At 30.1% G+C, this 21983-nt stretch carries 22 protein-coding genes; 8 read left to right on the top strand and 14 right to left on the bottom strand.

The window, feature by feature from the left end:
- Positions 1-5 precede the first annotated feature (5 nt).
- Together H5J23_RS05125 and H5J23_RS05120 are read right to left on the bottom strand one after the other, a co-directional pair.
- Positions 6-443, bottom strand: a complete 438-nt coding sequence (locus H5J23_RS05125; RefSeq protein WP_023050104.1) for a biopolymer transporter ExbD — start codon at positions 441-443, stop codon at positions 6-8.
- Positions 444-452: 9 nt separating this feature from the next.
- Positions 453-1076, bottom strand: a complete 624-nt coding sequence (locus H5J23_RS05120; RefSeq protein WP_023050105.1) for a MotA/TolQ/ExbB proton channel family protein — start codon at positions 1074-1076, stop codon at positions 453-455.
- Positions 1077-1245: 169 nt separating this feature from the next.
- Here H5J23_RS05120 and H5J23_RS05115 point away from each other — a divergent pair, with 169 nt between their 5' ends.
- Positions 1246-1959 (top strand): energy transducer TonB, encoded by a 714-nt coding sequence (locus H5J23_RS05115; RefSeq protein ID WP_185891189.1) that lies wholly within the window; start codon positions 1246-1248, stop codon positions 1957-1959.
- An 18-nt stretch (positions 1960-1977) separates the two neighbouring features.
- Positions 1978-2484 (top strand): flavodoxin family protein, encoded by a 507-nt coding sequence (locus H5J23_RS05110; protein ID WP_023050107.1) that lies wholly within the window; start codon positions 1978-1980, stop codon positions 2482-2484.
- Between the two features lie 47 nt (positions 2485-2531).
- Here H5J23_RS05110 and hutX read toward each other — a convergent pair whose 3' ends face one another.
- From hutX to glmS, 12 genes are all read right to left on the bottom strand, one after another.
- Positions 2532-3002, bottom strand: a complete 471-nt coding sequence (gene hutX, locus H5J23_RS05105) for a heme utilization cystosolic carrier protein HutX (protein WP_023050108.1) — start codon at positions 3000-3002, stop codon at positions 2532-2534.
- A gap of 60 nt (positions 3003-3062) precedes the next feature.
- A complete protein-coding gene (locus tag H5J23_RS05100; protein WP_185891187.1) occupies positions 3063-4265 on the bottom strand; it encodes a YhjD/YihY/BrkB family envelope integrity protein in 1203 nt (400 codons plus the stop codon).
- Positions 4266-4445: 180 nt separating this feature from the next.
- Positions 4446-5840, bottom strand: coding sequence for a PTS transporter subunit EIIC (locus H5J23_RS05095; RefSeq protein ID WP_185891185.1), 1395 nt, complete (start codon positions 5838-5840; stop codon positions 4446-4448).
- 18 nt (positions 5841-5858) lie between these two features.
- Positions 5859-6755 (bottom strand): N-acetylmuramic acid 6-phosphate etherase, encoded by an 897-nt coding sequence (gene murQ, locus H5J23_RS05090; protein ID WP_221892788.1) that lies wholly within the window; start codon positions 6753-6755, stop codon positions 5859-5861.
- Positions 6756-7604 (bottom strand): MurR/RpiR family transcriptional regulator, encoded by an 849-nt coding sequence (locus tag H5J23_RS05085; protein ID WP_185891183.1) that lies wholly within the window; start codon positions 7602-7604, stop codon positions 6756-6758.
- A gap of 139 nt (positions 7605-7743) precedes the next feature.
- Complete coding sequence (gene citF, locus H5J23_RS05080; protein WP_185891181.1) at positions 7744-9282, bottom strand: citrate lyase subunit alpha; 1539 nt, start codon at positions 9280-9282, stop codon at positions 7744-7746.
- Positions 9283-9301: 19 nt separating this feature from the next.
- On the bottom strand, positions 9302-10174 hold the full coding sequence (locus tag H5J23_RS05075; protein ID WP_185891179.1) for a CoA ester lyase: 873 nt from the start codon (positions 10172-10174) through the stop codon (positions 9302-9304).
- Between the two features lie 27 nt (positions 10175-10201).
- A complete protein-coding gene (citD, locus tag H5J23_RS05070) occupies positions 10202-10462 on the bottom strand; it encodes a citrate lyase acyl carrier protein (RefSeq protein ID WP_185891177.1) in 261 nt (86 codons plus the stop codon).
- Between the two features lie 80 nt (positions 10463-10542).
- On the bottom strand, positions 10543-11784 hold the full coding sequence (locus tag H5J23_RS05065; protein ID WP_185891175.1) for a methylaspartate ammonia-lyase: 1242 nt from the start codon (positions 11782-11784) through the stop codon (positions 10543-10545).
- Between the two features lie 91 nt (positions 11785-11875).
- Complete coding sequence (locus tag H5J23_RS05060; RefSeq protein WP_185891173.1) at positions 11876-13333, bottom strand: methylaspartate mutase subunit E; 1458 nt, start codon at positions 13331-13333, stop codon at positions 11876-11878.
- Positions 13334-13355: 22 nt separating this feature from the next.
- A complete protein-coding gene (gene glmL / locus H5J23_RS05055) occupies positions 13356-14762 on the bottom strand; it encodes a methylaspartate mutase accessory protein GlmL (RefSeq protein ID WP_185891171.1) in 1407 nt (468 codons plus the stop codon).
- A gap of 41 nt (positions 14763-14803) precedes the next feature.
- Positions 14804-15217 carry a methylaspartate mutase subunit S gene (glmS, locus tag H5J23_RS05050; RefSeq protein WP_023050120.1) on the bottom strand — a complete coding sequence of 138 codons (414 nt, stop codon included), beginning with the start codon at positions 15215-15217 and terminating at the stop codon, positions 14804-14806.
- 358 nt (positions 15218-15575) lie between these two features.
- On the opposite strand from glmS, the gene rimP reads away from it, so the two are divergent.
- The 6 genes from rimP to recJ are packed head-to-tail and all read left to right on the top strand — an operon-like array spanning position 15576 to position 21968.
- Positions 15576-16037, top strand: a complete 462-nt coding sequence (gene rimP / locus H5J23_RS05045) for a ribosome maturation factor RimP (protein WP_040406585.1) — start codon at positions 15576-15578, stop codon at positions 16035-16037.
- Positions 16038-16073: 36 nt separating this feature from the next.
- Positions 16074-17180 (top strand): transcription termination factor NusA, encoded by a 1107-nt coding sequence (gene nusA / locus H5J23_RS05040; protein ID WP_023050122.1) that lies wholly within the window; start codon positions 16074-16076, stop codon positions 17178-17180.
- A complete protein-coding gene (locus H5J23_RS05035) occupies positions 17173-17697 on the top strand; it encodes a DUF448 domain-containing protein (protein WP_040406557.1) in 525 nt (174 codons plus the stop codon). Before nusA ends, H5J23_RS05035 begins: the two co-directional genes overlap by 8 nt.
- A 24-nt stretch (positions 17698-17721) precedes the next feature.
- Entirely contained in the window at positions 17722-19890 is a 2169-nt protein-coding gene (infB, locus tag H5J23_RS05030) for a translation initiation factor IF-2 (RefSeq protein WP_023050124.1), read from the top strand.
- Positions 19891-19906: 16 nt separating this feature from the next.
- A complete protein-coding gene (rbfA, locus tag H5J23_RS05025) occupies positions 19907-20263 on the top strand; it encodes a 30S ribosome-binding factor RbfA (RefSeq protein ID WP_023050125.1) in 357 nt (118 codons plus the stop codon).
- 4 nt (positions 20264-20267) lie between these two features.
- Positions 20268-21968 (top strand): single-stranded-DNA-specific exonuclease RecJ, encoded by a 1701-nt coding sequence (gene recJ / locus H5J23_RS05020; RefSeq protein ID WP_185891168.1) that lies wholly within the window; start codon positions 20268-20270, stop codon positions 21966-21968.
- Positions 21969-21983: the final 15 nt, after the last annotated feature.

Below are 21983 nucleotides of genomic sequence, written 5' to 3'. Positions count from 1 at the left end.
TTTAATCACTTCCCTTTAGTCTCTATATCTATTGCTTGTGCTCCAGCCAACTTTATATCTGACATTATATCTACTACATCTCCATAATCGATTCCTCTATCAGCTAATATTGCTACTCTTTTATTTTCCATTAGTACAATTATATTTTTTATTTTTTCTTGCAATTCATCTTTTCTTATATCTACTATGGAACTCTCTTTTTGTCTGTCTATTTTTATTTTTAGCTCTCCATTACTTGTAACTAAAATTGAAATTTTATCAACAGCTTCTGTTATTTCAGAAACCTCTGATTTAGGTAAATCTATTTTCATACCCTTCATATCATCAAATGTTGTAGCAACCATAAAAAATATTAGAAGTAAAAATACTACATCTATTAATGGAGTTAAATCTGGTGTTAATTGTTTTCTTTGATAATTCATAAACCCTTTTGATTTAAACATATTCTATACCTACATCTTTCTTAAAATATTTATAAATTCCACTACATTTTTTTCCATATCAACCAATGCTTTTTCAATCTTTTTTTGGTAGAAATTATAAAATATTAAAGCAGGTATTGCTACGATTAAACCTGATGCTGTTGTGATTAACGCTTGAGAGATTCCAAAAGCTAGAACTGTTGGATCTCCTGCTCCATGTTTTGACATAGCTGTAAATGCCCCAATCATTCCTGTTACAGTTCCTAATAACCCTGCTAATGGAGTTACATTAGCTGCTAAAGCTAAAATCCACATATTTTTTTCCAATTTTGGCATCTCTCTTAAAGCACACTCTCTTGCTTTCTCTTCTAAATAATCATAAGTACAACAATTCATTTTTTCACCATTATATTCTATTAAAATTGTTTTCATTACCTTTGCTGATGTATTTTTAAAGCAATCACATGCTTTTATAGCTCTTTCTCTTTCATTATTTTTGATAAATTTCTCTAAATGATTTATTAGAAGTTCTCCATTATCTTTTTCATTTTTAAAGAAGTAGTATCCTCTTTCCAGTATCACACTAAGACCTGCTACTGATAAAAATATTATTACAGCCATTAATGGTCCTCCTGCTTTGATTATATCTATCATACATTCCCTCCTAAAATTAAATATTTTGACATTCAAAGTTATTATAATGATTTTGTACTAAATAGTCAATATATTTTTCAAACAAAGTATTTTTTTATAAATAATTTGATAATTAAAATATTTTTTGTTATAATCATTATGGATTTACTACTTATTTTTTGGAGGAATTATGAAGTTTTTTATTTTTTCAATAGTTTTACATATATTTATTTTTATTTTTGGTTTTTCTTTAGATTCAAACAAAAGTTTTGAAATTAATAATATTGGAAATGATTTTACTACTCCATCTATCTCTGTTAATTTCAATTCAATGCAAATAACTCCACAACCGCAACCAACCGAATCATCAGATGAAATTCTAAAAGAGGTTTTAGAAGAAAAGGTAGAAGAAAAAATAGATAAACCTAAATTTGAGGAGAAAAAAAGAGAAGTTATAAAAAAAGATAATAAAAAAATTTCTAAACCTAAAAAAGTTTTAGAAAAAAAGAAAAATGAACTCACTAAAAAATCTCACCAATCAGAAAATACAAATACACCTACAAATACTAATACTGATTTAATTGAGCTCTCGCAAGGTGTATTTGCTGCTAAAAATCAAGGGGTCCAAGGACTTAAATATTCTTTTATTTCTCAACCTGATCCAGAGTATCCTTTAGCTGCTAAAAGAGTATCATACACTAAAGAAGTTTCTATTAAGGTTAGATTTCTTGTGGGATTAAATGGTGAAATTGAAGATATTAAATTTTACAGTGATAAAGATAGTTTAGGTTTCCAAAAAGAAGTCGAAAAAACTTTAAACAAGTGGAAATTGACTCCTGTAACTTTAAATAATAAACCAATAAAGCTATACTTTTATAAAGAATTTAAATTTAATCAAAAATAATGGGAGGATTTTAATTTTATGAAAATACTTATTACATATTCATCAAAAACTGGAAATACAGAAAAAATAGCTCAAGCTATTCATAAAGGTATTCCAACTGCTAACCTTTTACCAATCTCTGAAATTGTAAACTTAGATTATGATTTAATTTTTGTAGGTGGTTGGATTGATAGAGCCACTTTCGATCAAACAGCATTGACTTTAGCTAAACAAATTTTTGATAAAAATGTTGCATACTTCTTTACTTTAGGTGCTTATCCACACTCTGAACATGCTAAAGATTGTGTTAACAACATTGAAACTCTATTAAAAAATAATAATAACAATATTTTAGGTGGATACTTTTGTCAAGGAGCCATTGATCCAAAGTTAATCTCTTGGTTATCAACACTTCCATCTGATCACAAAATGTCTCCAAACGAAGAAAGAAAAAAAAGATGGGAAGATGCTAAATCACATCCAGACCAATTGGATTTAGATAAAGCTACTGAATTTAGTTTAGATATTATTTCTAAGCACAAATAAAATAAAAAATAGGGAAAAGCTAGCATAACTTTTCCCTATTTTTACTTTTATAAACTTTTAAAACTTTCTAAACACTCTTCAATCAACTCTTTCTTCTCATTTCTTGGAACATACACTGCAAATATCTCCTTTTCATCCTCTCCGAAGAATTTTATAGAATAGCTCTCTCTTCCAAACATTATATCTTTTACTAAAAAAATCTCTTTTATTTTTCCCACACTTAAATGTCCACCTATTGTTGAATTTTTATCGTGGAAATTTAAGAATCCATGAGCATAAAATCCTTTTGGGAACTTATCTTGTATTTCTAATACAAAACTTGGAGTAATAACTAATAAAAATACCTTTTCCCACCCTCTTAATATATCGAACAAGTCATCGATTTTTTCTATATCATACTTTTTTACAGTTGGTGCCTCTCTTAAAACTTCAATCATTGAAATATCTAATTCTTTAGCTATTTTATTTAAAGAAGCCTTTTCGTCGTTTACCAGTATCTCGTTTATCTTATTTTTCATAAATCCCTCCTACACTATATTATGTAAGAAAAATATATTATATTTTAAAAACTTTGTCAATCAAATATTTTTAAAATATTCGATTACTTTAAAATTTTCATTAAATTTAACTTCATCTATCACATAATTTTCGCCAAAATTTTCCATATCTTCATATAATTTCTTAAATGTTATTATCTCTATACTCATTGTTAGTTTATAATTTTTTTCATCTGTTGTTTCACATTCAATCGTTGAAATATAACCCATTTTTTTTAACATATCTAAAATCCCTCTAGTTAACTCTGTTGGTATTTTTAAACTTTCAGATATCTCTATAGCAGATATTGGTTTATTATTTTTCAAATAATTTTCCATCAATGTTAGTAATACTTTTTGAGTAACCCTATACTTTGAAATAAAATTTATTTTTTTTATTATTCCAATTTTTCCTAAACTATCTCTATTTTGTAAAATATATGAAAAGTGTGCTCCTATTAAAATTAAAAACCATACAATTTTTAACCATATTAAAGAAAGTAACAGAACTGAAAAGCTTCCATAAATTTTATTATATGTTGTTATTATTATCTGTAATCTTACTAATAGCATATTACTTTGATTTAATAAAAATGAAATTATAAAACTACTCCAAAGAGTTGGAACTAAGTTTACTTTTGTATTTGGAAGAACAGTATAAAAAAATATAAAAAATATCCACAATGCTAAATATGGTGCTATTAACTGTATTATATGTTTACTGTAAAATATATCGGTTTTTAGATTAGTTAATATATTAGCTCCAATCACACTTACTGGTAACATAAAAAAAACAATAAAATAATCAGTTACTTTCCTAAAAACACCTCTTGTTTTTCTAATTCCCCATATACTATTTAAGGCTTTTTCAATCACAGAAAACATTGATATGATAACCCAACCTAATGATAAAAATCCTACTCCTGCAATAATTCCACTTCTAGTATTTTGTAGCAAATTCTGAGTTGTTTCTAGTATAAGATTTACAGTCTCCTCATTTAACGGGGAACTCTCTGTTAGTTGTTTAAGATAATAATTATCTATCCCAAACCATCTTCCAATACTAAACGCTATCGCTAAAACAGGTATAAAAGATAATGTTGTAAAATAACATAAGGTATTTGCCCATAAATTTGAATTTGATCTTTTATAATTTTCTAAAGCTCCCTTCATTTGACTATAAAAATGAGTTAGTTGCAATTCACTTATATAATCTTTTATTTTATTTATAAACTTTAAAATCATCTCATCCCTCCCAATATATTCTTTTCTAATTTTATCACATTTCCTTTATTAAAAAAATTAAAAGAACCTCTTTTACAAGGTTCTTTTAATACGGGGAGATTATTTATTTTTATAACACTTTTTTCTTTATTATATCTTTTAGACAAATATCTTTTAAAAAAAGTTTTATTTTTTTATTTTTTATACAGCTTCATCAATATCTTTTGGAATTCCAAAGAAATATGTTATTATAAATCCTGCTATATAAGATATTGCTAATCCAATTATATAATATAAAATTTTTCCTGGAATAACTAATGGAATAGCTGTTATTCCTGCTGGTCCAAAGGCTATTGTTTGAACTTTTGTGGCTGCTAAAAATGCTCCACCTATTCCACCTGCTATTGAAGCTGTTATGAATGGTTTTCCTAAAGGAAGTGTTACCCCATAAAGCATTGGCTCCCCTATTCCTAATATTGCAACAGGCATTGCTGATCTTATTATATCTCTTAGTTTTTTATTTTTTTTTGCCTTTATATAGATTGCTGCTGCTCCACCTATTTGTCCTCCACCTGCCATACAAAGTATTGGAAATAAGGAGATACTTCCAAATTGTGTTAGTTGAACCATATAAAATGGTATTAGTCCATGATGTAATCCAACCATTAATAGAGGTAAAAATGATGCTGCTAATATAAACCCACCTATTATTGCCATCGGCCCTTCACTCATTATAAAAAATGAAAAAACCTTTATAATTCCATCTGAAACTACTCCTGCAAAAGGCATTATTGCAAATATTGTTAATGTTCCCACTATCAATAACGAAATCATAGGAGTTAAAATTGTATCTAAAAAATCTGGTATAATTTTTCTAAGCTGCTTTTCGACCCAAGCTAAAATTGCAACACCTATTATAACACCTATTATTCCACCTTTACCTGGAATCAATATACTATTTAATGGTACTTCTGCATTATACAATCCCAATGCTTTTGAAAATATATTTATATTACCACTTATTGTTATTGCTCCAATAACTCCACCTAAAGCAGGTGTTGCTCCAAACTCATTAGCTGAATTTATACCTACAAATATTGCAAAATATGCAAATAGACCACTACCTAAAGTTTGAAAAAATGTTATCCACATAGGCATATCTTTTATTCCCTCTGCTGTGTATACATTCTGAAAATACCCTGCTATTCCATTTAAAAGACCTGCCCCTATTATCGCTGGAATCAATGGAATAAATATATTTGCTAATCTTCTCAATACTGAAGAGAATTTACTTTGCTTTGACTTTACACTCTCTTTTGTTTTTTTCCATTCATCATCATTAGTTGATATTTCTCCACAAAGTTTTTTCATTTCATCTGCTATTTTTTTACTCTTTCCTGGTCCTACAACTACTTGAATCGTATCATCTTTTATTACTTTTATAACCCCTGGAATTTCATCTAAGTTTTTAAAATCTACTTTATCATTATTCTTAACAGAAACTCTTACTCTTGTCATACAATTGTTTATGACTGCTATATTATCTTTTGATCCCAATTTTTCAATTATCTCTCTTGCTATTGATTGATTATCCATTTAACTCTCCCCTTGATATTATTTTACTGCATCTCTTATAAAACCTTTAGATTCATTTAATCTTTCTAATGCTTCTTCTTTACCACATTTTAATAAAACCATTATGATTGCTACTTTTACTTGATTATTAGCTTTTTCTAATGTTTCTTGAGCAACTTCATAACTACACCCCGTTATTTGCATCACATTATTTTTTGCTCTCTCCTGCAACTTTATATTAGTAATTTTTAAGTCCACCATTAAATTTTCATAAACTTTTCCTATTCCTGTCATTGAAGCAGTACTAATCATATTTAAAATTAATTTTTGAGCTGTTCCTGCTTTCATTCTTGTAGATCCAGTCAATACTTCAGGTCCCACTTCTACCTCTATTGCCACATCTGCTACCTCTCCTATTTTACTTCTCTTATTACATGCAATTGCTATTGTTTTACAACCTAACTTTTTTGCATATTCAATCCCACCTATTGCATATGGTGTTCTTCCTGATGCAGCTATTCCACAAACTATATCATTTGATTTTAACTCTATTCCATTTAACTCCTCTATAGCTAATTCTTTTGAATCTTCTGCTCCCTCTTGTGCTTCTACAAAAGCTTTTTCTCCTCCTGCTATCAATCCCATTACTTTTGTCTTATCTACTCCAAACGTTGGAGGACATTCTACAGCATCTAAAACCCCTAATCTTCCACTTGTTCCAGCTCCCATATATATCAACCTTCCACCGTTATTAAAAGCTTCTATAATTAATTGTACAGCTTTCTCAATTTCTGGAATAACCTCTTGAATACTTTCTGGAACTTTTTTATCCTCATCATTTATAAGCATTAGAACCTCTTTTATACTCATGCTATCCAGATTCATGCTCTTTAAATTTCTTGTTTCTGTTGTTTTTCCTTCTAATATTTTTTCCATTTATTTTTCCACCCATCCCACTATTTTTTTACTTTTTTCTATATATTTTTTTACTTTTCTGTAATCTTTTTGCATTAATCTTAAAAAAATACTATCTAATATTATCATTTGTGCCATCCTAGATGAAATAGCTGAACTTCTTAATACACTTTCTTTAGAAACAACTCCAATATTATAATCACTTAAAGAAGAAAGACTATTTTTACCAATTGATGTTATTGATACAACACAAACTTTCATATCTTTGGCAATTTTTGCAACATCTAAAACTTCTTGAGTTTCTCCTCTATGAGAAATTGCTATAACTAAATCTTTTTCATTCATTGTTGAAAGTTTCATAAGTTGCATCTGTTTACTATCATAGTGAACAGTATCTATTTTTATTTTCATTAATTTTAACTCTAAATCTCTAGCTACAATAGACGACATTCCAGCTCCTATTATCAAAATACGACTACTTTCTCTGATTTTTTCTATAATAGTTTCAAAATTTTTATAATCAATTACTCCTACAGTGCTATTTAAAGCTTCTATAGTTTCTGCTAATGTTTTTTTTGTTACCTCTTCTAAAGAATCTTCTAGATTTATATCACTGTGTATTTTATTTTTGGATGAACTTTTTTTATTTTCTAAATCCCTTTCTAATTGTAACTTAAATGCTATATATCCTGAAAATCCTATTTTTTTTATAAATTTAATAATTGAAGATTGACTTACCCCTATCTTTTTAGCTAACTCTGTCGAAGTAATCTCTCCTATTATATTTTTATTTTTAACAATATATGAAGCAATTATTTTCTCGCTTTCAGATAAATTATTTTTCATACTTTTTATAATATTTTCAATCATATTTCCTCCTTTACAAACATATATTACATCATACAATCTATAAAATCAAGAATTTTTTATTTTATTTTTTGTATTTTACACAGAATATTTTATTCCTATAATTAAATAAAAAAGTGGAGAAATACTTCTCCACAAAATTTTATTTTACTTTTTTTATTGTATCTACAACAGTACCATCTCTATACTCAACAACTGCAACTATTTCATCTTCAAACTCAATCTCATTCTCTTGTCCAGTCATATTTCTAGCTATCTCTCTTAACTCCTCTATTGTTTTTATTGGAAGTTTAGAATCTTTAAATTTTTCTAATAAATCTTTTCTTAAAGGATTTATAGCAATTCCTCTTTCAGTCACAAGAATATCAACTGTTTCACCTGGTGTAGTTAATGTTGTAACCTTATCTTTTACAACGGACATTCTAGAGTTAACAAGTTGCGATACTATTATACATAATTTTGAACCTGCTGCAGTATCTGAATGACCACCTGATCCTCCCATTATAACTCCATTAGATCCTGTTGTTACATTTACATTGAAGTTTGTATCAATCTCTGTTGCCCCTAAAATAACAACGTCTAATTTATTTACAACTGCTCCTTTATTGTTTGCATTGGCATACATTGATGCTGACATCGTTATATGTGCTGGATTTTCCTTAGCTGATTTTATAGCATCTAAATCAAAACATTGAACATCAAATAAAGCTTTGAATAACCCCTCTTTATACATATCAACAATATACCCTGTTATTCCTCCAGATGCAAAACTTCCACAAATCTCTTTTTGTTTCATTATATTTTTTAGCTGTGCTGCAACAGCCAAAGAGATTCCTCCCGCACCAGTTTGGAAACTCATACCATTTTTTAAATATCCAGATTCCTCAATAAATTTTGCCGTTAAATCTGCAACTTTTAATCCAATAGGATTTTTAGTTATTTGAGTTGTTCCTGATACAATTCCTTTTGGATCTCCTATTGCATCTACAACTAAAACATAGTCTACTAAAGTTTGATTTATTTCAATTGTTGTATTTGGATACTCAACTAAATTATCTGTTATAGCTACAACTATGTTTGCTAACTCTGCATCTGTATGAGCATATCCTAATGCTCCACAAGCTGATTTCCCATCTACACCATTTATATTTCCATATTCGTCACTTGTAGGAGCTGCCATGAATGCAATATCAATAGTCCTCTCTCCTGATTCAAATATTCTTGCTCTTCCACCATGTGTATGCATTATAGCCGGTCTTTCTAACTTTCCTTGAGATATAGCTTCGGCTACTGGCCCAGATATATATGCAGCATATATTTGAGTTACTACCTTTTCTTCTATCATTTTTACTAACCCTTTATGACAAGGAAATATAGAACTTGCTGCTATTGTTATATCTTTATATCCTCTTTTTGCAATCTCTTCCATTACCATATTTAAAACAAAATCTCCATTTCTTAAATGGTGATGAAATGATACTACCATTCCATCTTTCAATGGTAATTTATCCATTAATTTGTTTAAATCTGTATGTAATTTTGAATCTTGAGCAGATATAGTTTTAAATTTAAAATCCTTTTTTATTACTCCATCTTTATTTGAAAGATATCCTTTATATTGTTTTACTTCTCCATATCCTTCTATAAATTCAGGAATTTCTCTTCCTAAAATATTTTTCATTAGAACACCTCACCCTAAATTAATCTAATAATCCAATCATTTCAGCAATTTCTAAAGTTTGGATAGCTCTATTTATAATTGGAAGATCAACCATCTTTCCATCTAAAGAGAACACACCTAACCCTTCTTTTTCAGCTTCTTCTTTTGCTGTCATAACTCTTAAAGCATGATTTATCTCCTGCTTTGTTGGAGAATACACTTCATGAATTGTATCTATTTGTCTTGGATTTATAGCTAACTTCCCAGAGAATCCTAACATTTTAGCTTTTCTCGAATCTGCAGCTAATCCCTCATAATCATTTGTATCAGTAAAAGGTGTATCTATTGCATCTACTTTTAATGCTTTACAAGCATTTACTACCTTTGTTCTAGCATAAAACAACTCTTCTGAATCTTTAGTTCTTTTTACTGCTAAATCTGCAGCTAAATCTTCTCCACCTAATAAAACAGCTTGAATTCTATTAGAAGATTTTATTGTTTCATAAACAGTTTCTACTCCATAAGCTGTTTCTACTAACGCATGAACTTTTATAGTTCCTACTTCAAATCCTTCCTCTTTTTCAATTCTTTCTAACTCTTTTTCTAAAACTTCCATATCTTCTGGAGTAGCTTTTGGAAGTAGTATTGCATCTGGCTTTAATCTAGCCATCTTATCTATATCTGTCATTGCAAATGGAGATGATAATGGATTTATTCTTATTACAACTTCTGTTTCTCCATAATTCATCGTTCTCATAGCTTCTGTTACTAATATTCTTGCTGCATCTTTTTCTGTCAAAGCAACTGCATCTTCTAAATCAAATATTACTGAATCTGCTCCAAATGTATCTGCTGTTTGTAGCATTCCTGGATTATTTCCAGGCATAAATAACATTGTTCTTCTTAATTTCACACTAACACCTCACCTTAAAAGGAATATTTAACAACCTCTTTTAACAGCACCCTCAATTCTAGCTCTTATTGTATAATCTAAAGCTCCTTTATCTTGAGCTTTTACCAAAACTGAAGTAATTCCCATCTCTTTTAATTTCTCTTCAATAACCATCTTTATATGATTTCCAAACTGCTTTTCTACAACACTTTCTAATTCAATACTTATCCCATTTTCACTTGGAGTTAACATTATAAATATATCATTAGACTCTAATGTTCCACATTTAGCGGGTTTATTTATTGTCATTCTATTCACCTCTTAGAATTTTCTATAAAATTAAAGGAAAAGGTAGGAGACCCCCACCTTTTCCCAGAATTAAAAGTCTATTACTTTCTTCTGTTTACTAAAGCTTCTACTCTGCTCATTTCATTAAATACAATCATGTATCCTTCGTCAACACCCATTCCTGGTTTTGCTAAAACTTGAAGAGCTCCACATGCCATAGCTATGTTAGTAGTAACTTCAGCCGATCTGTTAGTCTCGTTACAAGTTCCTCCACAGTAAGAACCAATTCCTACTTTGTTACAGTAAAGAATTGCATCTGCTATGTTATTTACTCCTCCTAAATCTGGAGTTTTTATTTGAACTACGTGTCCAGCTTTAGCATCAGCAAAAGCTGCGATATCCTCATAAGTGTTACACCACTCATCAGCAACTAACTCGATTCCCATATTTCTTCTATCTACTTCAGCTGTTAATGCTGCTAAAGCTTCAATTTGCTTATCTCTATCCTCTACGTCCATAGGACCTTCAATTCTTAATTTAAATGGTTTTGCTGCATCTACTAACGTTTGTAAATAGTCTGCCATTTTTGTTGTATCTCCATCAAATGCTGCTCCAATTGTTCCATATACATCTATGTGTAAAATAGGAGTGTAGTCTTCTGAATCTCTTAAGTGGATTATTCTATCTCTTAACCATCCAACATACTCAAGTAATAACTCTCCATTTTTACCTAATTTTGTTTCTACATGATTTATTAAAGCATGTGGTAAAACATCAGCAGATTTTATAATCATTTTGTCTGCATTCTCGTATCTGTTATCTCCTGATTGAGTGAATATAGGTCTTTTTGAAATTTCTAAACCTGTATTATAGTCTTTTTGAATAACTTCAGCCATAGTTACTTTTCTAGCTTTTGCTACAGCATCTAATAAAGCTTGAGTAATTCCATATCTTATAGCAGTATGTAATCTTTTTCCATCTAATAACATTCCATCAAACTCTTCAGCTAATGATTTGAAGTTCTCTAACTCTTTTCCAATTAACTTTGGAGCGATTTCTTTTTCAATTACTGGAATAAAATCTTTAGCAAGGAATAATGGGTCTCTTCCTCCCGCACCAGAATATTGTACTGCTGCACAATCTCCAAATGCTACTTGACCATCTTCTAATATTAATTGTACAGAGATTGCTTCTCCAGCTTGTCTAATTGAAGTAAATCCTTCTGTTACTGGCTCTCCTACATAAGCAAATCCATCATGTCCTGCTCCTTTTTTTATAGCTCTTTGGTCATCAAAGTAAAAACCTGTTTTTCCTGCTGAACATACTACATCAACTATTCTCATTTTAATTCCTCCTGATTTTTACGAGGGAGATCTCTCTCCCTAACTTTTATAATAAATCAAATTTTAAATAATATTTTTATTCTTATAGAAATTATTTTGTTGCTGGTCTTCCAATTAATGTTCCTTTTCCTACAGCAAATATATCATCTACTGTCATTTGGAAACTTATTTCTCTTCCTTCAAAATCTGCTCTTTCTTGTAATTTAGCAGTATGGAAAGCTTTTATATCCTCTGATAAAGGTAAGTTTCCTGCATTTAAATATCTGATCATTCCATTATTATCTCTTGCTGGTAACATTTTTCCTGCATTGTACTTTGATGGTGCAAATGGAATATCTAAAACTCCTTGTTCAAATGCTTTAACAGTTCCTACTGCTAAATCTCCATTTCCTAACTCAAGTACTTTATCGATAATTTGCTTAACTTCTCTTTTTATCATATCTTTTTCAAATTGAACTTCTTCAGAGTTTGGTAAGTTTTGTCCTCTTAATAAGTTTAATACCATTTTTGTTGCTCTGATTCCCATTGCGTTAGCTTCTTTTGTTGGTACTCCAATAGCCTCGTGAGGTGTTTTTACGATAACTTTTGTTGCTCCTGCTAATGCTGCTGCTGATGCTCCATTTGAAATAACTCCAAAGGCTTTAGCTTCATCTTCAGGGAATCCTCCCATCCATTGGTGGAATACAGAAGTTAATTGCATATTTTCATAACCGAACTCTTTACAGTACTCCTCAGCTTGCTCCATCATAGATCTTACTGCAGCAACGTCTTGTACTAAGTTTCCACATTGTCCATATCCTAAAGTGATATTTTTAACTCCTTGCTCAGCAGCTAGTAAACACTCAATGATTTGAACAGCATTTGAAATTGATGGTGGAACTAATGTTCCTGTTAGTGGTCCAAATGGTTCTCTATTGATAGAAACTCCTTGCTCTTCGTACCATCCAACTAATCTATCACAATATTGCCAATCTCTTATTGTTTGCTCTAAACTTACTGATTTTGCGTAAGGAATGTTATAAGATATTCCTCCACCCTCGTTTGATGTATATCCAGCAGCTAGCATTATCTCTGATAATAATCTAGCATCTGGAGTTCCATGTCTTAATTGTAAAGGTAAGTTTACTGCTTCTACAACTTCTCTACAACCTTTAACTCCATGGTTTACACCTGGGAATCCATTTAATAATGATCTTCCTGCTTTTTTAGACTCTTCAATTCCTTTTTCACAGTTCTCATATTTATTTTGTCTTGTGTAAGAATCTATTGTAGATGGTAATAAATCAGCTCCACCCTCTTTATCTAAGAAATTTAATAACTCAATATGTTGCTCAATTAAAGCAACTCCTGCTCTTGGTTGAGCTAAAGTTATATTTTTTGCTTTTGCATCTATTAATTTTTTAGCGAAGTTTTTGTGCTCAGGTAAAGCTTTGTGATAAGCTACAGCTTCCTCTAAATTTACATCCGCCCCTGTTGGCCACTGCTTTAAAACCTCTTCTCTTATTTTAAAGAACTCTTCATCGGTCCATTTTTTAAATTTTAAATTCATTGATCAGATTCCTCCTCAAAACTTATACTTCAATCAGATATTTTTTCATTATTTTTATCGCTAAATCCGGCTCTTTTTGAGCTAATAATCCCATAGATGATAGAATATATGTCTTATCTACCATAAATTTTGGGTTTTCTGGTTTTAAATATATCGGTTCTGCTGGATTAAATTTTCCAGCCTCTAAAATCCCTCTTGGATTCTCACTATGAACGATAACTCCCCCAGTTCCTATTATATAAGGTGCATTTAAAAGATCTTTACCACTTTGATTAAACATTGTTCCCATAGGTGTATATATACACTCTAAAACTCCACAATGTCTAGTCATTGATAGCTCTGTTGCAACTTTAGCCATTGCTTCATCAAACAAAATTTCTTCTTTTGATTGAGGAACCATTTTTATATGATCATGTCTATAGCTACAGTGACCTTTTACATCCCATTTTTTATCTACATCATTTAAATAATTTCTTATTTTTCTAGTTCCAGCTGCTTCCAATAAAGAGATTGCCGAATATCTCATCCCTAAATCTCCCTCAACAGTTCTTTTAGCAACAGGATCTTCTAATCCTTTTAAGAGAACACCAGGTTTTGATGGATCACCTTTTCCTATAGAATGAATATCTGTAGTCGCTCCACCAATATCAACTATAATTAAATCTCCAATTCCATCTTCTTCGTCTGTTCCTTCTGATAGTACTTCTGCTGCTTTTAATACTGCTGCTGGAGTTGGCATTAATATTCCGCTGATAAAACTTTCAGCCTTCTTCATTCCTTTTGCTTCTATTATCTTATTCATGAATACTTTTCTTATTTCTTCACGAGCTGGTTCAACGTTAAGTTTATTTATTTTTGGCATAACGTTGTCAGCCATATAATAATCTAATCCTGCCTCAGAAAAAATTCTTTCTATTTCGTCTGATGCTGCTTTATTTCCTGCTACAATAATTGGCTTTCTTATATCATGCTCAACTACCAATCTAGCATTATGTATTATACACTCTTTGTTTCCACCGTCTGTTCCACCAGCTAAAAGAATTATATCTATTGGAGAGTTTTTAATCTCTTCCATCTCACGAGAGTTTAATTCGTATGAGTATGTTTTCATAACTCTTGCCCCTGCTCCTAAAGCTGCTTTTTTCGCTGCTTCAGCTGTCAGTTCTGGAACTAATCCGATTGCAACCATTTTCAATCCACCAGCTGCTGATGAACATGCTATTTTGTCCACAAATTCAACTTGTGATATTGGAATTTCTTTCTCAATTTCTTTTACAAGTTTCTCATAAGCTTTATCAAAACCAATCATTATATCATCTTCTACAGTTGTTATATCTTTAGCAGTTGCTAGAATTCTTTCTCCTACTAAATCTATCGCTGTTAACTTTGTATATGTACTACCAAAGTCAATAGTTAGATAACATTTCATAGAAATCATCTCTTTTCTTTAAGTTTATTAGATTTAGATAATTAAATTCCTAAATCTGATTTTAAATCTTCTGTTGTTAGTTCAATTGGAGTTCCTGGTCTATAAACTCTATTGAATCCCATAGCTTTAAATCTAGATTCTACATCTGACCAATCTTGTTTTCCAACAACAATGTTTCCTCCAACATAAAGTAAGATATCTTTTAATCCAGCTTCTTCACACTTTTCTCTCATCCCTTGACAATCTAATTCCCCATGTCCATATAAAGATGATACGATTATTGCATCAGCCTTTGTTTCTACTGCAGCATTAATGAAATCAATTTGTGGAGATAAAACTCCTATATTGATTACTTCAAATCCGTTGCTCTCTAATACGTGGTGTATAATTTTATTTCCTACTGCATGACAGTCAGAACCAATTACACCAATTACTACTTTCTTTCCATTTTTCATTGAAAATAACACCTCACTATTTTTTTTCCTATAAAAAACAAACTTTTATAATATATTTTATACACTACGTTTTAAAAAAACACAATAGAAATAATAAATTTATATCATTGATTTTTCAACTATTTATAAAATATATTATAACTATTCGCTTCTTATCTATATATTTTATTTTTTTCCTACATTAATATATCTATCTATATAGAATCGTATGATTTCATTGATTTTTTTTTATATTTATGCTATACTCTAATTGGATAATTTATACTAGAGCTGACAAGAGTGGGGAAATCCCACTCTTTCTTTATAGTTTTTATTTGGAAAGAGGTGAATTTTTATGATAAAACTTGATAAAAGAGAGATGGAAGAAACTCTTTTAAAAATAGAAAAAGTTGTTATTCCAGCTATCGAAAAAAGAGAAGTTGATTTAGTTGACTTGGAATATATTCAAGAAGGTGGATATTTATACGTACGTATTTTTATAGAAAAACCTGAAGGTGACATTACTCTTGAAGATTGCGGTGCTCTTAGCAACGATATTGATGAAGCTATTGATGCTTTAATTCCTCATAAGTTCTTTTTAGAGGTTTCTTCTCCAGGAGTTGAAAGACCTTTAAAGAAAGAATCTGACTTTGTTAGATTTAACGGTGAGAAAATTAAAGTTAGTTTAAAGCATAAGCTTAATGATAACAAGAATTTTGAAGGTATTATTGAAGATTTTAAAGATGAAACACTTTTCTTAAATATAAAAGGTGAAACTCTTGAAATACCTTTTAAAGAGATTAAAAAAGCAAATATTGTCTTTGATTTTAGTGATATTTAATTATTTATTTAGTTATAGTTAGGAGGAAAACCCATTATGAAAAGTAAAGATGGAAAAATCTTTTTAGAAGCTCTTGAGCAGCTTGAGAAAGAAAAAGGAATAAACAAAGAGAGTCTTCTTGAAGCAGTAGAGCAAGCTATGTTAGCTGCTTATAAGAAGCACTATGGTGAGGAAGAAAACGTTGAGGTAGAAATTAATAGATCAACAGGTGAGGTAAAAGTTTTTGAAATAAAAACTGTTGTTACTGCTGAAGATTTATATGATGCTGCTCTTGAAGTTTCAGTTGAGGACGCTGTTGAAGCTGGCCACAAAAGAGTTAAGGTCGGAGACGTTATCAAACTTGAGGTTAATTGTGAAGAGTTTAGAAGAAATGCAATACAAAATGGTAAACAAATTGTTATTCAAAAAGTTAGAGAAGCTGAGAGACAAAATATTTTTGATAAATTCAAAGTTAAAGAACATGATATTATCACAGGTATTATCAGAAGAATTGACGAAAAAAGAAATATCTTCATTGAATTTGATGGATGCGAAGCTATCTTAACAACTGCTGAGCAATCTCCAGCAGATGTTTACAGAGTTGGAGAAAGAATAAAAGTTTATGTTGCTGAAGTTGAAAAAACAAATAAATTCCCTAAAATAGTAATTTCTAGAAAAAATGAAGGATTACTTAAAAAATTATTTGAATTAGAGATTCCAGAAATTGCAGATGGTATTATCGAAATTAAATCAGTTGCTAGAGAAGCTGGATCTAGAGCTAAAGTTGCTGTTTACTCAGCTGATGAAAACATCGATACTGTTGGAGCATGTATTGGTCAAAAGGGATTAAGAATTAGAAATATTGTTAATGAATTAAATGGTGAAAAAATTGATATCGTTGTTTGGAAAGAAGATGTTGAAGAGTTTGTATCAGCTGTTCTTAGTCCAGCTAAAGTTATCAGTGTTGAGGTTCTTGAAGAAGGAAGTACAGCTAGAGTTTTAGTTGAAAATTCTCAACTTTCTTTAGCTATTGGTAAAAATGGACAAAACGCAAGACTTGCTGCTAAATTAACTGGTATGAGAGTAGATATTAAAACTGTTGATTCTTTCAAAGCAGAAACAGAAAATAATACTGTTGATTTAGATGAGGAAGAAAATGCTTAATCATACACCTGAAAGAACTTGTGTAGTTTGTAGAGAAAAGAAGAATAAAAGCGAACTTTTTAGGATCGCAAAAATTAGTGAAAGCAACTATTCATTTGATGAAAAGCAAAAACTTCAAGCTAGAGCAATCTATGTTTGTAAAACTCATGAATGTATTAAAAGAATTTCAAAAAACAAAAAATATAGCCTAAAAATAGAAGATTTGCTTACTATGGTAAATCTTCTTAAGAAACAATCTAAAGATTACTTAAATATTTTAAAGGCAATGAAAAACTCTGAACATCTAACTTTCGGTATCAATATGGTTATGGAAGATATTCAACATATCCATTTCCTAATAATCGCTGAGGATATTAGTGAAAAAAATGATAAAAAAATAATTGCAAAAGCTAAGGAATTTAATATTCCTTATGCTCACTTTGGGGATAAAGCACAACTTGGTGATATATTTAATAAAGATGAAATCAACGTGATTGCTATAAAAAATAAAAAAGTTGCAAGGGGATTGATAGATTAGGCTATTTGGAGGTGTCTGAATTTTATGAAAATAAGAGTACACGAATTAGCTAGGAAATATGGTTTTGGAAACAAAGAGTTTTTGGATATTTTAAACAATATTGGAATTGATGTACACTCACATCTAGCTGGATTAACTGATGAGCAAGAAAAAATTGCCACAGATTATTTTGCTAAAAAAAATGATGATGTTGTTTCTAACAATGTTTATATAGAGGAGGAAACAATGAAAAAAAATATGGAAATTAATAATGTAGACGATTTTGTAGAGGAGAATCAGCCTGCAAAGAAAAGCAAAAATAAGAACAAAAATAAAACTAATGATGAGAACTCTAAAGATGAGGGAAAATCAAAAAAAAGAAAAAAAGGAAGAAGAGCAGACTTCGTTGTAAAGAAAGCTGAGCAAGGTCCTGAAATTATCGAAGAAGATGGAATGAAAATTATCAAAATCAGAGGAGAGATTACTTTAGGTGATTTTGCTGATAGACTTGGAATTGGAAGTTCGGAACTTATAAAAAAATTATTCTTAAAAGGTCAAATGTTAACTATCAACAGCCCAATCTCTTTTGAATTAGCAGAAGAATTAGCTGTAGATTATGATGCTTTAGTTGAGGAAGAAGAAGAAATCGAATTAGATTTCGGAGATAAATTTGCCCTTGAAATTACTGATAAACCTGAAGATCTTATTGAAAGAGCTCCTGTTATCACAATTATGGGACACGTTGACCACGGAAAAACATCTTTACTTGATGCTATTAGAACAACATCTGTAGCTTCAGGAGAAGCTGGAGGAATTACACAAAAGATTGGAGCCTACCAAATTGATAAGGCTGGTAAAAAAATAACTTTCGTTGATACTCCTGGACACGAGGCATTTACTGATATGAGAGCTAGAGGAGCACAAGTTACTGATATCGCAATTCTTGTAGTTGCTGCTGATGATGGTGTTATGCCTCAAACAATAGAAGCCCTATCTCACGCTAAAGCTGCTAATGTACCAATTATTGTTGCTATTAACAAAATTGATAAACCAGAAGCTAACCCTATGAGAGTAAAGCAAGAATTAATGGAGCATGGATTAGTTTCAGTTGAATGGGGAGGAGATACTGAGTTTGTTGAAGTATCTGCTAAAGCTAGAATGAATTTAGATACTCTTTTAGATACAATCTTAATTACTTCTGAGATTTTAGAATTAAAGGCTAACCCTAAGAAAAGAGCTAAAGGTATTGTTTTAGAATCAAGACTTGATCCTAAAGTTGGACCTATTGCTGACGTTTTAATTCAAGAGGGAACTTTAAGAATTGGAGAGGTTATCGTTGCTGGAGAATCTATGGGTAAAGTTAGAGCTCTTGTTAATGATTTAGGAACTAAAGTACAATCTGCTACAGTTTCTCAACCAATTGAAATTATTGGATTTAACGATGTTCCATCTGCTGGAGATACATTCTATGTTATCCAAAATGAGCAACACGCTAAGAGAATTGTTGAAGAAATGGCTAAAGAAAGAAAGATTGCTGAAGTTAGTAGAAAATCTATCTCTCTTGAAACTCTATCTCAACAAATGGATCACGCTAACATAAAAGAATTAAACTTAATCTTAAGAGCAGATTCTAGAGGATCTGTTGAAGCTTTAAGAGATTCATTATTAAAACTTTCTCATGAAGAAGTTTTAGTTAACATTATTCAAGCTGCATCTGGAGCTATCACAGAGAGTGACGTTAAACTTGCTGAAGCATCAAATGCAATTATAATTGGATTTAATGTTAGACCAACTACAAACGCTTTAAAAGAAGCTGATTCTAACGGTGTTGAAATTAGAACTTCTAATATCATTTATCATATCACAGAAGATATCGAAAAAGCTCTAACAGGTATGCTTGATCCTGAGTTTAAAGAGATGTACTCTGGAAGAATTGAGATTAAAAAAGTATTCAAAGTTTCTAAAGTTGGAAATGTTGCCGGATGTGTTGTTGTTGACGGTAAAGTTAGAAAAGATTCAAACATCAGAATATTAAGAAATGGTGTTATTGTTTATGAAGGAAAATTAAATACACTTAAGAGATACAAGGACGACGCTAAAGAAGTTGTTGCTGGTCAAGAGTGTGGTTTAGGAATAGAAAACTTTAACGATATCAAAGAAGGAGATATTGTTGAGGCATTTGACATTATTGAAGTTAAAAGAACTTTAAAGTAAAAGTGGGTGATTTATTATGAATAAAAAAAGATTAGCTGCAATTGAAAAAGAGGTTTCTAGAGTTGTTTCTAAATGTCTTTTCGAAGAGGTTAAAAATCCAAAATTAAAAAAAGCTATGGTTTCTATTACTAGTGTTAGAGTTACTGAAGATTTAAAATTTGCAGATTTATTCTTTAGCATTATGCCAATAGCTGGACAAACTGTTAATAAAAATGAAGTTTTAGAAGGATTAAATGAAATTAAAGGTTTTCTTAGAAAAAGAGTATCTGAAGAACTAGCCTTAAGATATACTCCTGAAATGAGAATAAAACTGGATGATACTATAGAACACGCTATTAAAATCTCCCAGTTACTTGATAGCTTAAAAGGGTAATTTTATGCACTGGGAATATAAAACAGTATCTGAAAATCTTATTGAAACTAAGGCTAGTCAATGGAATGTTTCTAAATTTTTAGCTACTTTACTTTTAAAGAAAGGCTTTTTAGAAAAAGATGAAGTAGATAATTTTCTTAATCCATCTATAAATAAATTTAGAAATCCTTTTGATTTTGAAATGATGGATAGCGTTGTAGAAAAAATAGTTTCAGCTAAAAATAATGAAGAAAAGTTATTTATTTACGGAGACTATGATGTCGACGGAATAACTGCTGCCATCTTCCTTGTATTAGCTTTTAGAGAGATTGGAATTGATATTGATTACTATATTCCTAATAGAATGGATGAAGGATATGGTCTTGATAAAAAGACCATTGACTATATCCATAAAAATTCTGGAAAACTAGTAATTACTGTAGACACAGGAGTTAACTCCTATGAGGATGTAGAGTATGCTCGTACTCTAGGAATTGAAGTTATTGTTACTGATCATCATAAAAGTGTAAAAGATGAAGAAGAGGATAATATTCTCTTCATTAATCCTAAACTTAGTGATAATTATAAATTTAAATTCTTGGCTGGAGCCGGAGTAGCTTTAAAAGTTGCTCAAGGAGTTTACTCTTATCTAAATGAAGATTTCTCTAAATTATATCAGTTTATGGATGTTATTATGATAGGAACCGTTGCTGATGTAGTTCCTATGTTTGACGAAAATAGAATTATTATAAGTAGAGGTTTAGAAACTCTTAAAAATACTAAAATTAAGGGTTTGGTTTACCTTATGAAATATCTAAAACTTTATAATAAAGATATTAGTACAACAGATATCAGTTATTTTGTCTCTCCTCTTATAAACTCTTTAGGAAGACTTGGAAATTCTAAATTAGGTGCTGATTTCTTTATGAAAACAGATGATTTTGAAATCTACAATATTATTGAAGAGATGAAAAAAGCTAATAAGCAAAGAAGAGAACTTGAAAGAATGATATTTGATGAAGCAAACAAAATGATTCAACAAAAAAATGATCCAAATAATTTAAAATATATTTTTGTTGCATCAGAGCGATGGCATCCTGGAGTTATTGGTGTGGTTGCTTCTAGGTTAAGTGTAAAATATAATTTACCTGTCGCTATGATCTCATTAAAAGATGGTATTGCTAAAGCTTCATGTAGAAGTATTCCTGGTGTAAATATTTTCAATATTTTAAAACTTATTGAAAATAAATTAATACGTTTTGGTGGTCATGACTTGGCTGCTGGATTTATAGCTGATGAAAAAAATCTTCCTGAAATAGAACTTTTATTTCAAAGGGAGATTCAAGTTCATGAGCACAATATAAATCAACCTAAGTTTTTAGAAATCGATTTAGAGTTATCTGTCGATAAAATAAATAAAAATCATATTAATGATATAAAAAAATTAGGTCCCTTTGGCCTTGAAAATAAACATCCCTATTTTCTTGATAGAGGAGTTAAAATTATAGATACAAAGTTTTTCGGTATTGAAAATAGACATTTCAATGGATTTTTATTAAAAAATGGAAAATCTTACCCTCTTGTAGCTTTTGATTTAAGTTCAAAGTTACATAAAAATAATAAGGATATGCTTTATGATATCATTTACTATCCTGAAAAAATTATTAACAAAGGGGAAGAATTTTATCAGTTTCGTTTAAAAGATCTTAAATCTCATAAGATTTGAGATATTAATACATAA

It is taken from the genome of Cetobacterium sp. 2G large, assembly GCF_014250655.1.
Taxonomy (GTDB): domain Bacteria; phylum Fusobacteriota; class Fusobacteriia; order Fusobacteriales; family Fusobacteriaceae; genus Cetobacterium_A; species Cetobacterium_A somerae.
The sequence above is the reverse complement of the archived record's forward strand: the minus strand, read 5'-3'. Positions and strand labels throughout refer to the sequence as shown.

Coding starts and splice junctions, on each gene's coding strand:
- H5J23_RS05125 (WP_023050104.1), bottom strand. CDS start 443: ATGTTTAAATCAAAAGGGTTTATGAATTATCAAAGAAAACAATTAACA.
- H5J23_RS05120 (WP_023050105.1), bottom strand. CDS start 1,076: ATGATAGATATAATCAAAGCAGGAGGACCATTAATGGCTGTAATAATA.
- H5J23_RS05115 (WP_185891189.1), top strand. CDS start 1,246: ATGAAGTTTTTTATTTTTTCAATAGTTTTACATATATTTATTTTTATT.
- H5J23_RS05110 (WP_023050107.1), top strand. CDS start 1,978: ATGAAAATACTTATTACATATTCATCAAAAACTGGAAATACAGAAAAA.
- hutX (WP_023050108.1), bottom strand. CDS start 3,002: ATGAAAAATAAGATAAACGAGATACTGGTAAACGACGAAAAGGCTTCT.
- H5J23_RS05100 (WP_185891187.1), bottom strand. CDS start 4,265: ATGATTTTAAAGTTTATAAATAAAATAAAAGATTATATAAGTGAATTG.
- H5J23_RS05095 (WP_185891185.1), bottom strand. CDS start 5,840: ATGGATAATCAATCAATAGCAAGAGAGATAATTGAAAAATTGGGATCA.
- murQ (WP_221892788.1), bottom strand. CDS start 6,755: ATGGAAAAAATATTAGAAGGAAAAACAACAGAAACAAGAAATTTAAAG.
- H5J23_RS05085 (WP_185891183.1), bottom strand. CDS start 7,604: ATGATTGAAAATATTATAAAAAGTATGAAAAATAATTTATCTGAAAGC.
- citF (WP_185891181.1), bottom strand. CDS start 9,282: ATGAAAAATATTTTAGGAAGAGAAATTCCTGAATTTATAGAAGGATAT.
- citD (WP_185891177.1), bottom strand. CDS start 10,462: ATGACAATAAATAAACCCGCTAAATGTGGAACATTAGAGTCTAATGAT.
- H5J23_RS05065 (WP_185891175.1), bottom strand. CDS start 11,784: ATGAGAATAGTTGATGTAGTATGTTCAGCAGGAAAAACAGGTTTTTAC.
- H5J23_RS05060 (WP_185891173.1), bottom strand. CDS start 13,333: ATGAATTTAAAATTTAAAAAATGGACCGATGAAGAGTTCTTTAAAATA.
- glmL (WP_185891171.1), bottom strand. CDS start 14,762: ATGAAATGTTATCTAACTATTGACTTTGGTAGTACATATACAAAGTTA.
- glmS (WP_023050120.1), bottom strand. CDS start 15,217: ATGAAAAATGGAAAGAAAGTAGTAATTGGTGTAATTGGTTCTGACTGT.
- rimP (WP_040406585.1), top strand. CDS start 15,576: ATGGAAGAAACTCTTTTAAAAATAGAAAAAGTTGTTATTCCAGCTATC.
- nusA (WP_023050122.1), top strand. CDS start 16,074: ATGAAAAGTAAAGATGGAAAAATCTTTTTAGAAGCTCTTGAGCAGCTT.
- H5J23_RS05035 (WP_040406557.1), top strand. CDS start 17,173: ATGCTTAATCATACACCTGAAAGAACTTGTGTAGTTTGTAGAGAAAAG.
- infB (WP_023050124.1), top strand. CDS start 17,722: ATGAAAATAAGAGTACACGAATTAGCTAGGAAATATGGTTTTGGAAAC.
- rbfA (WP_023050125.1), top strand. CDS start 19,907: ATGAATAAAAAAAGATTAGCTGCAATTGAAAAAGAGGTTTCTAGAGTT.
- recJ (WP_185891168.1), top strand. CDS start 20,268: ATGCACTGGGAATATAAAACAGTATCTGAAAATCTTATTGAAACTAAG.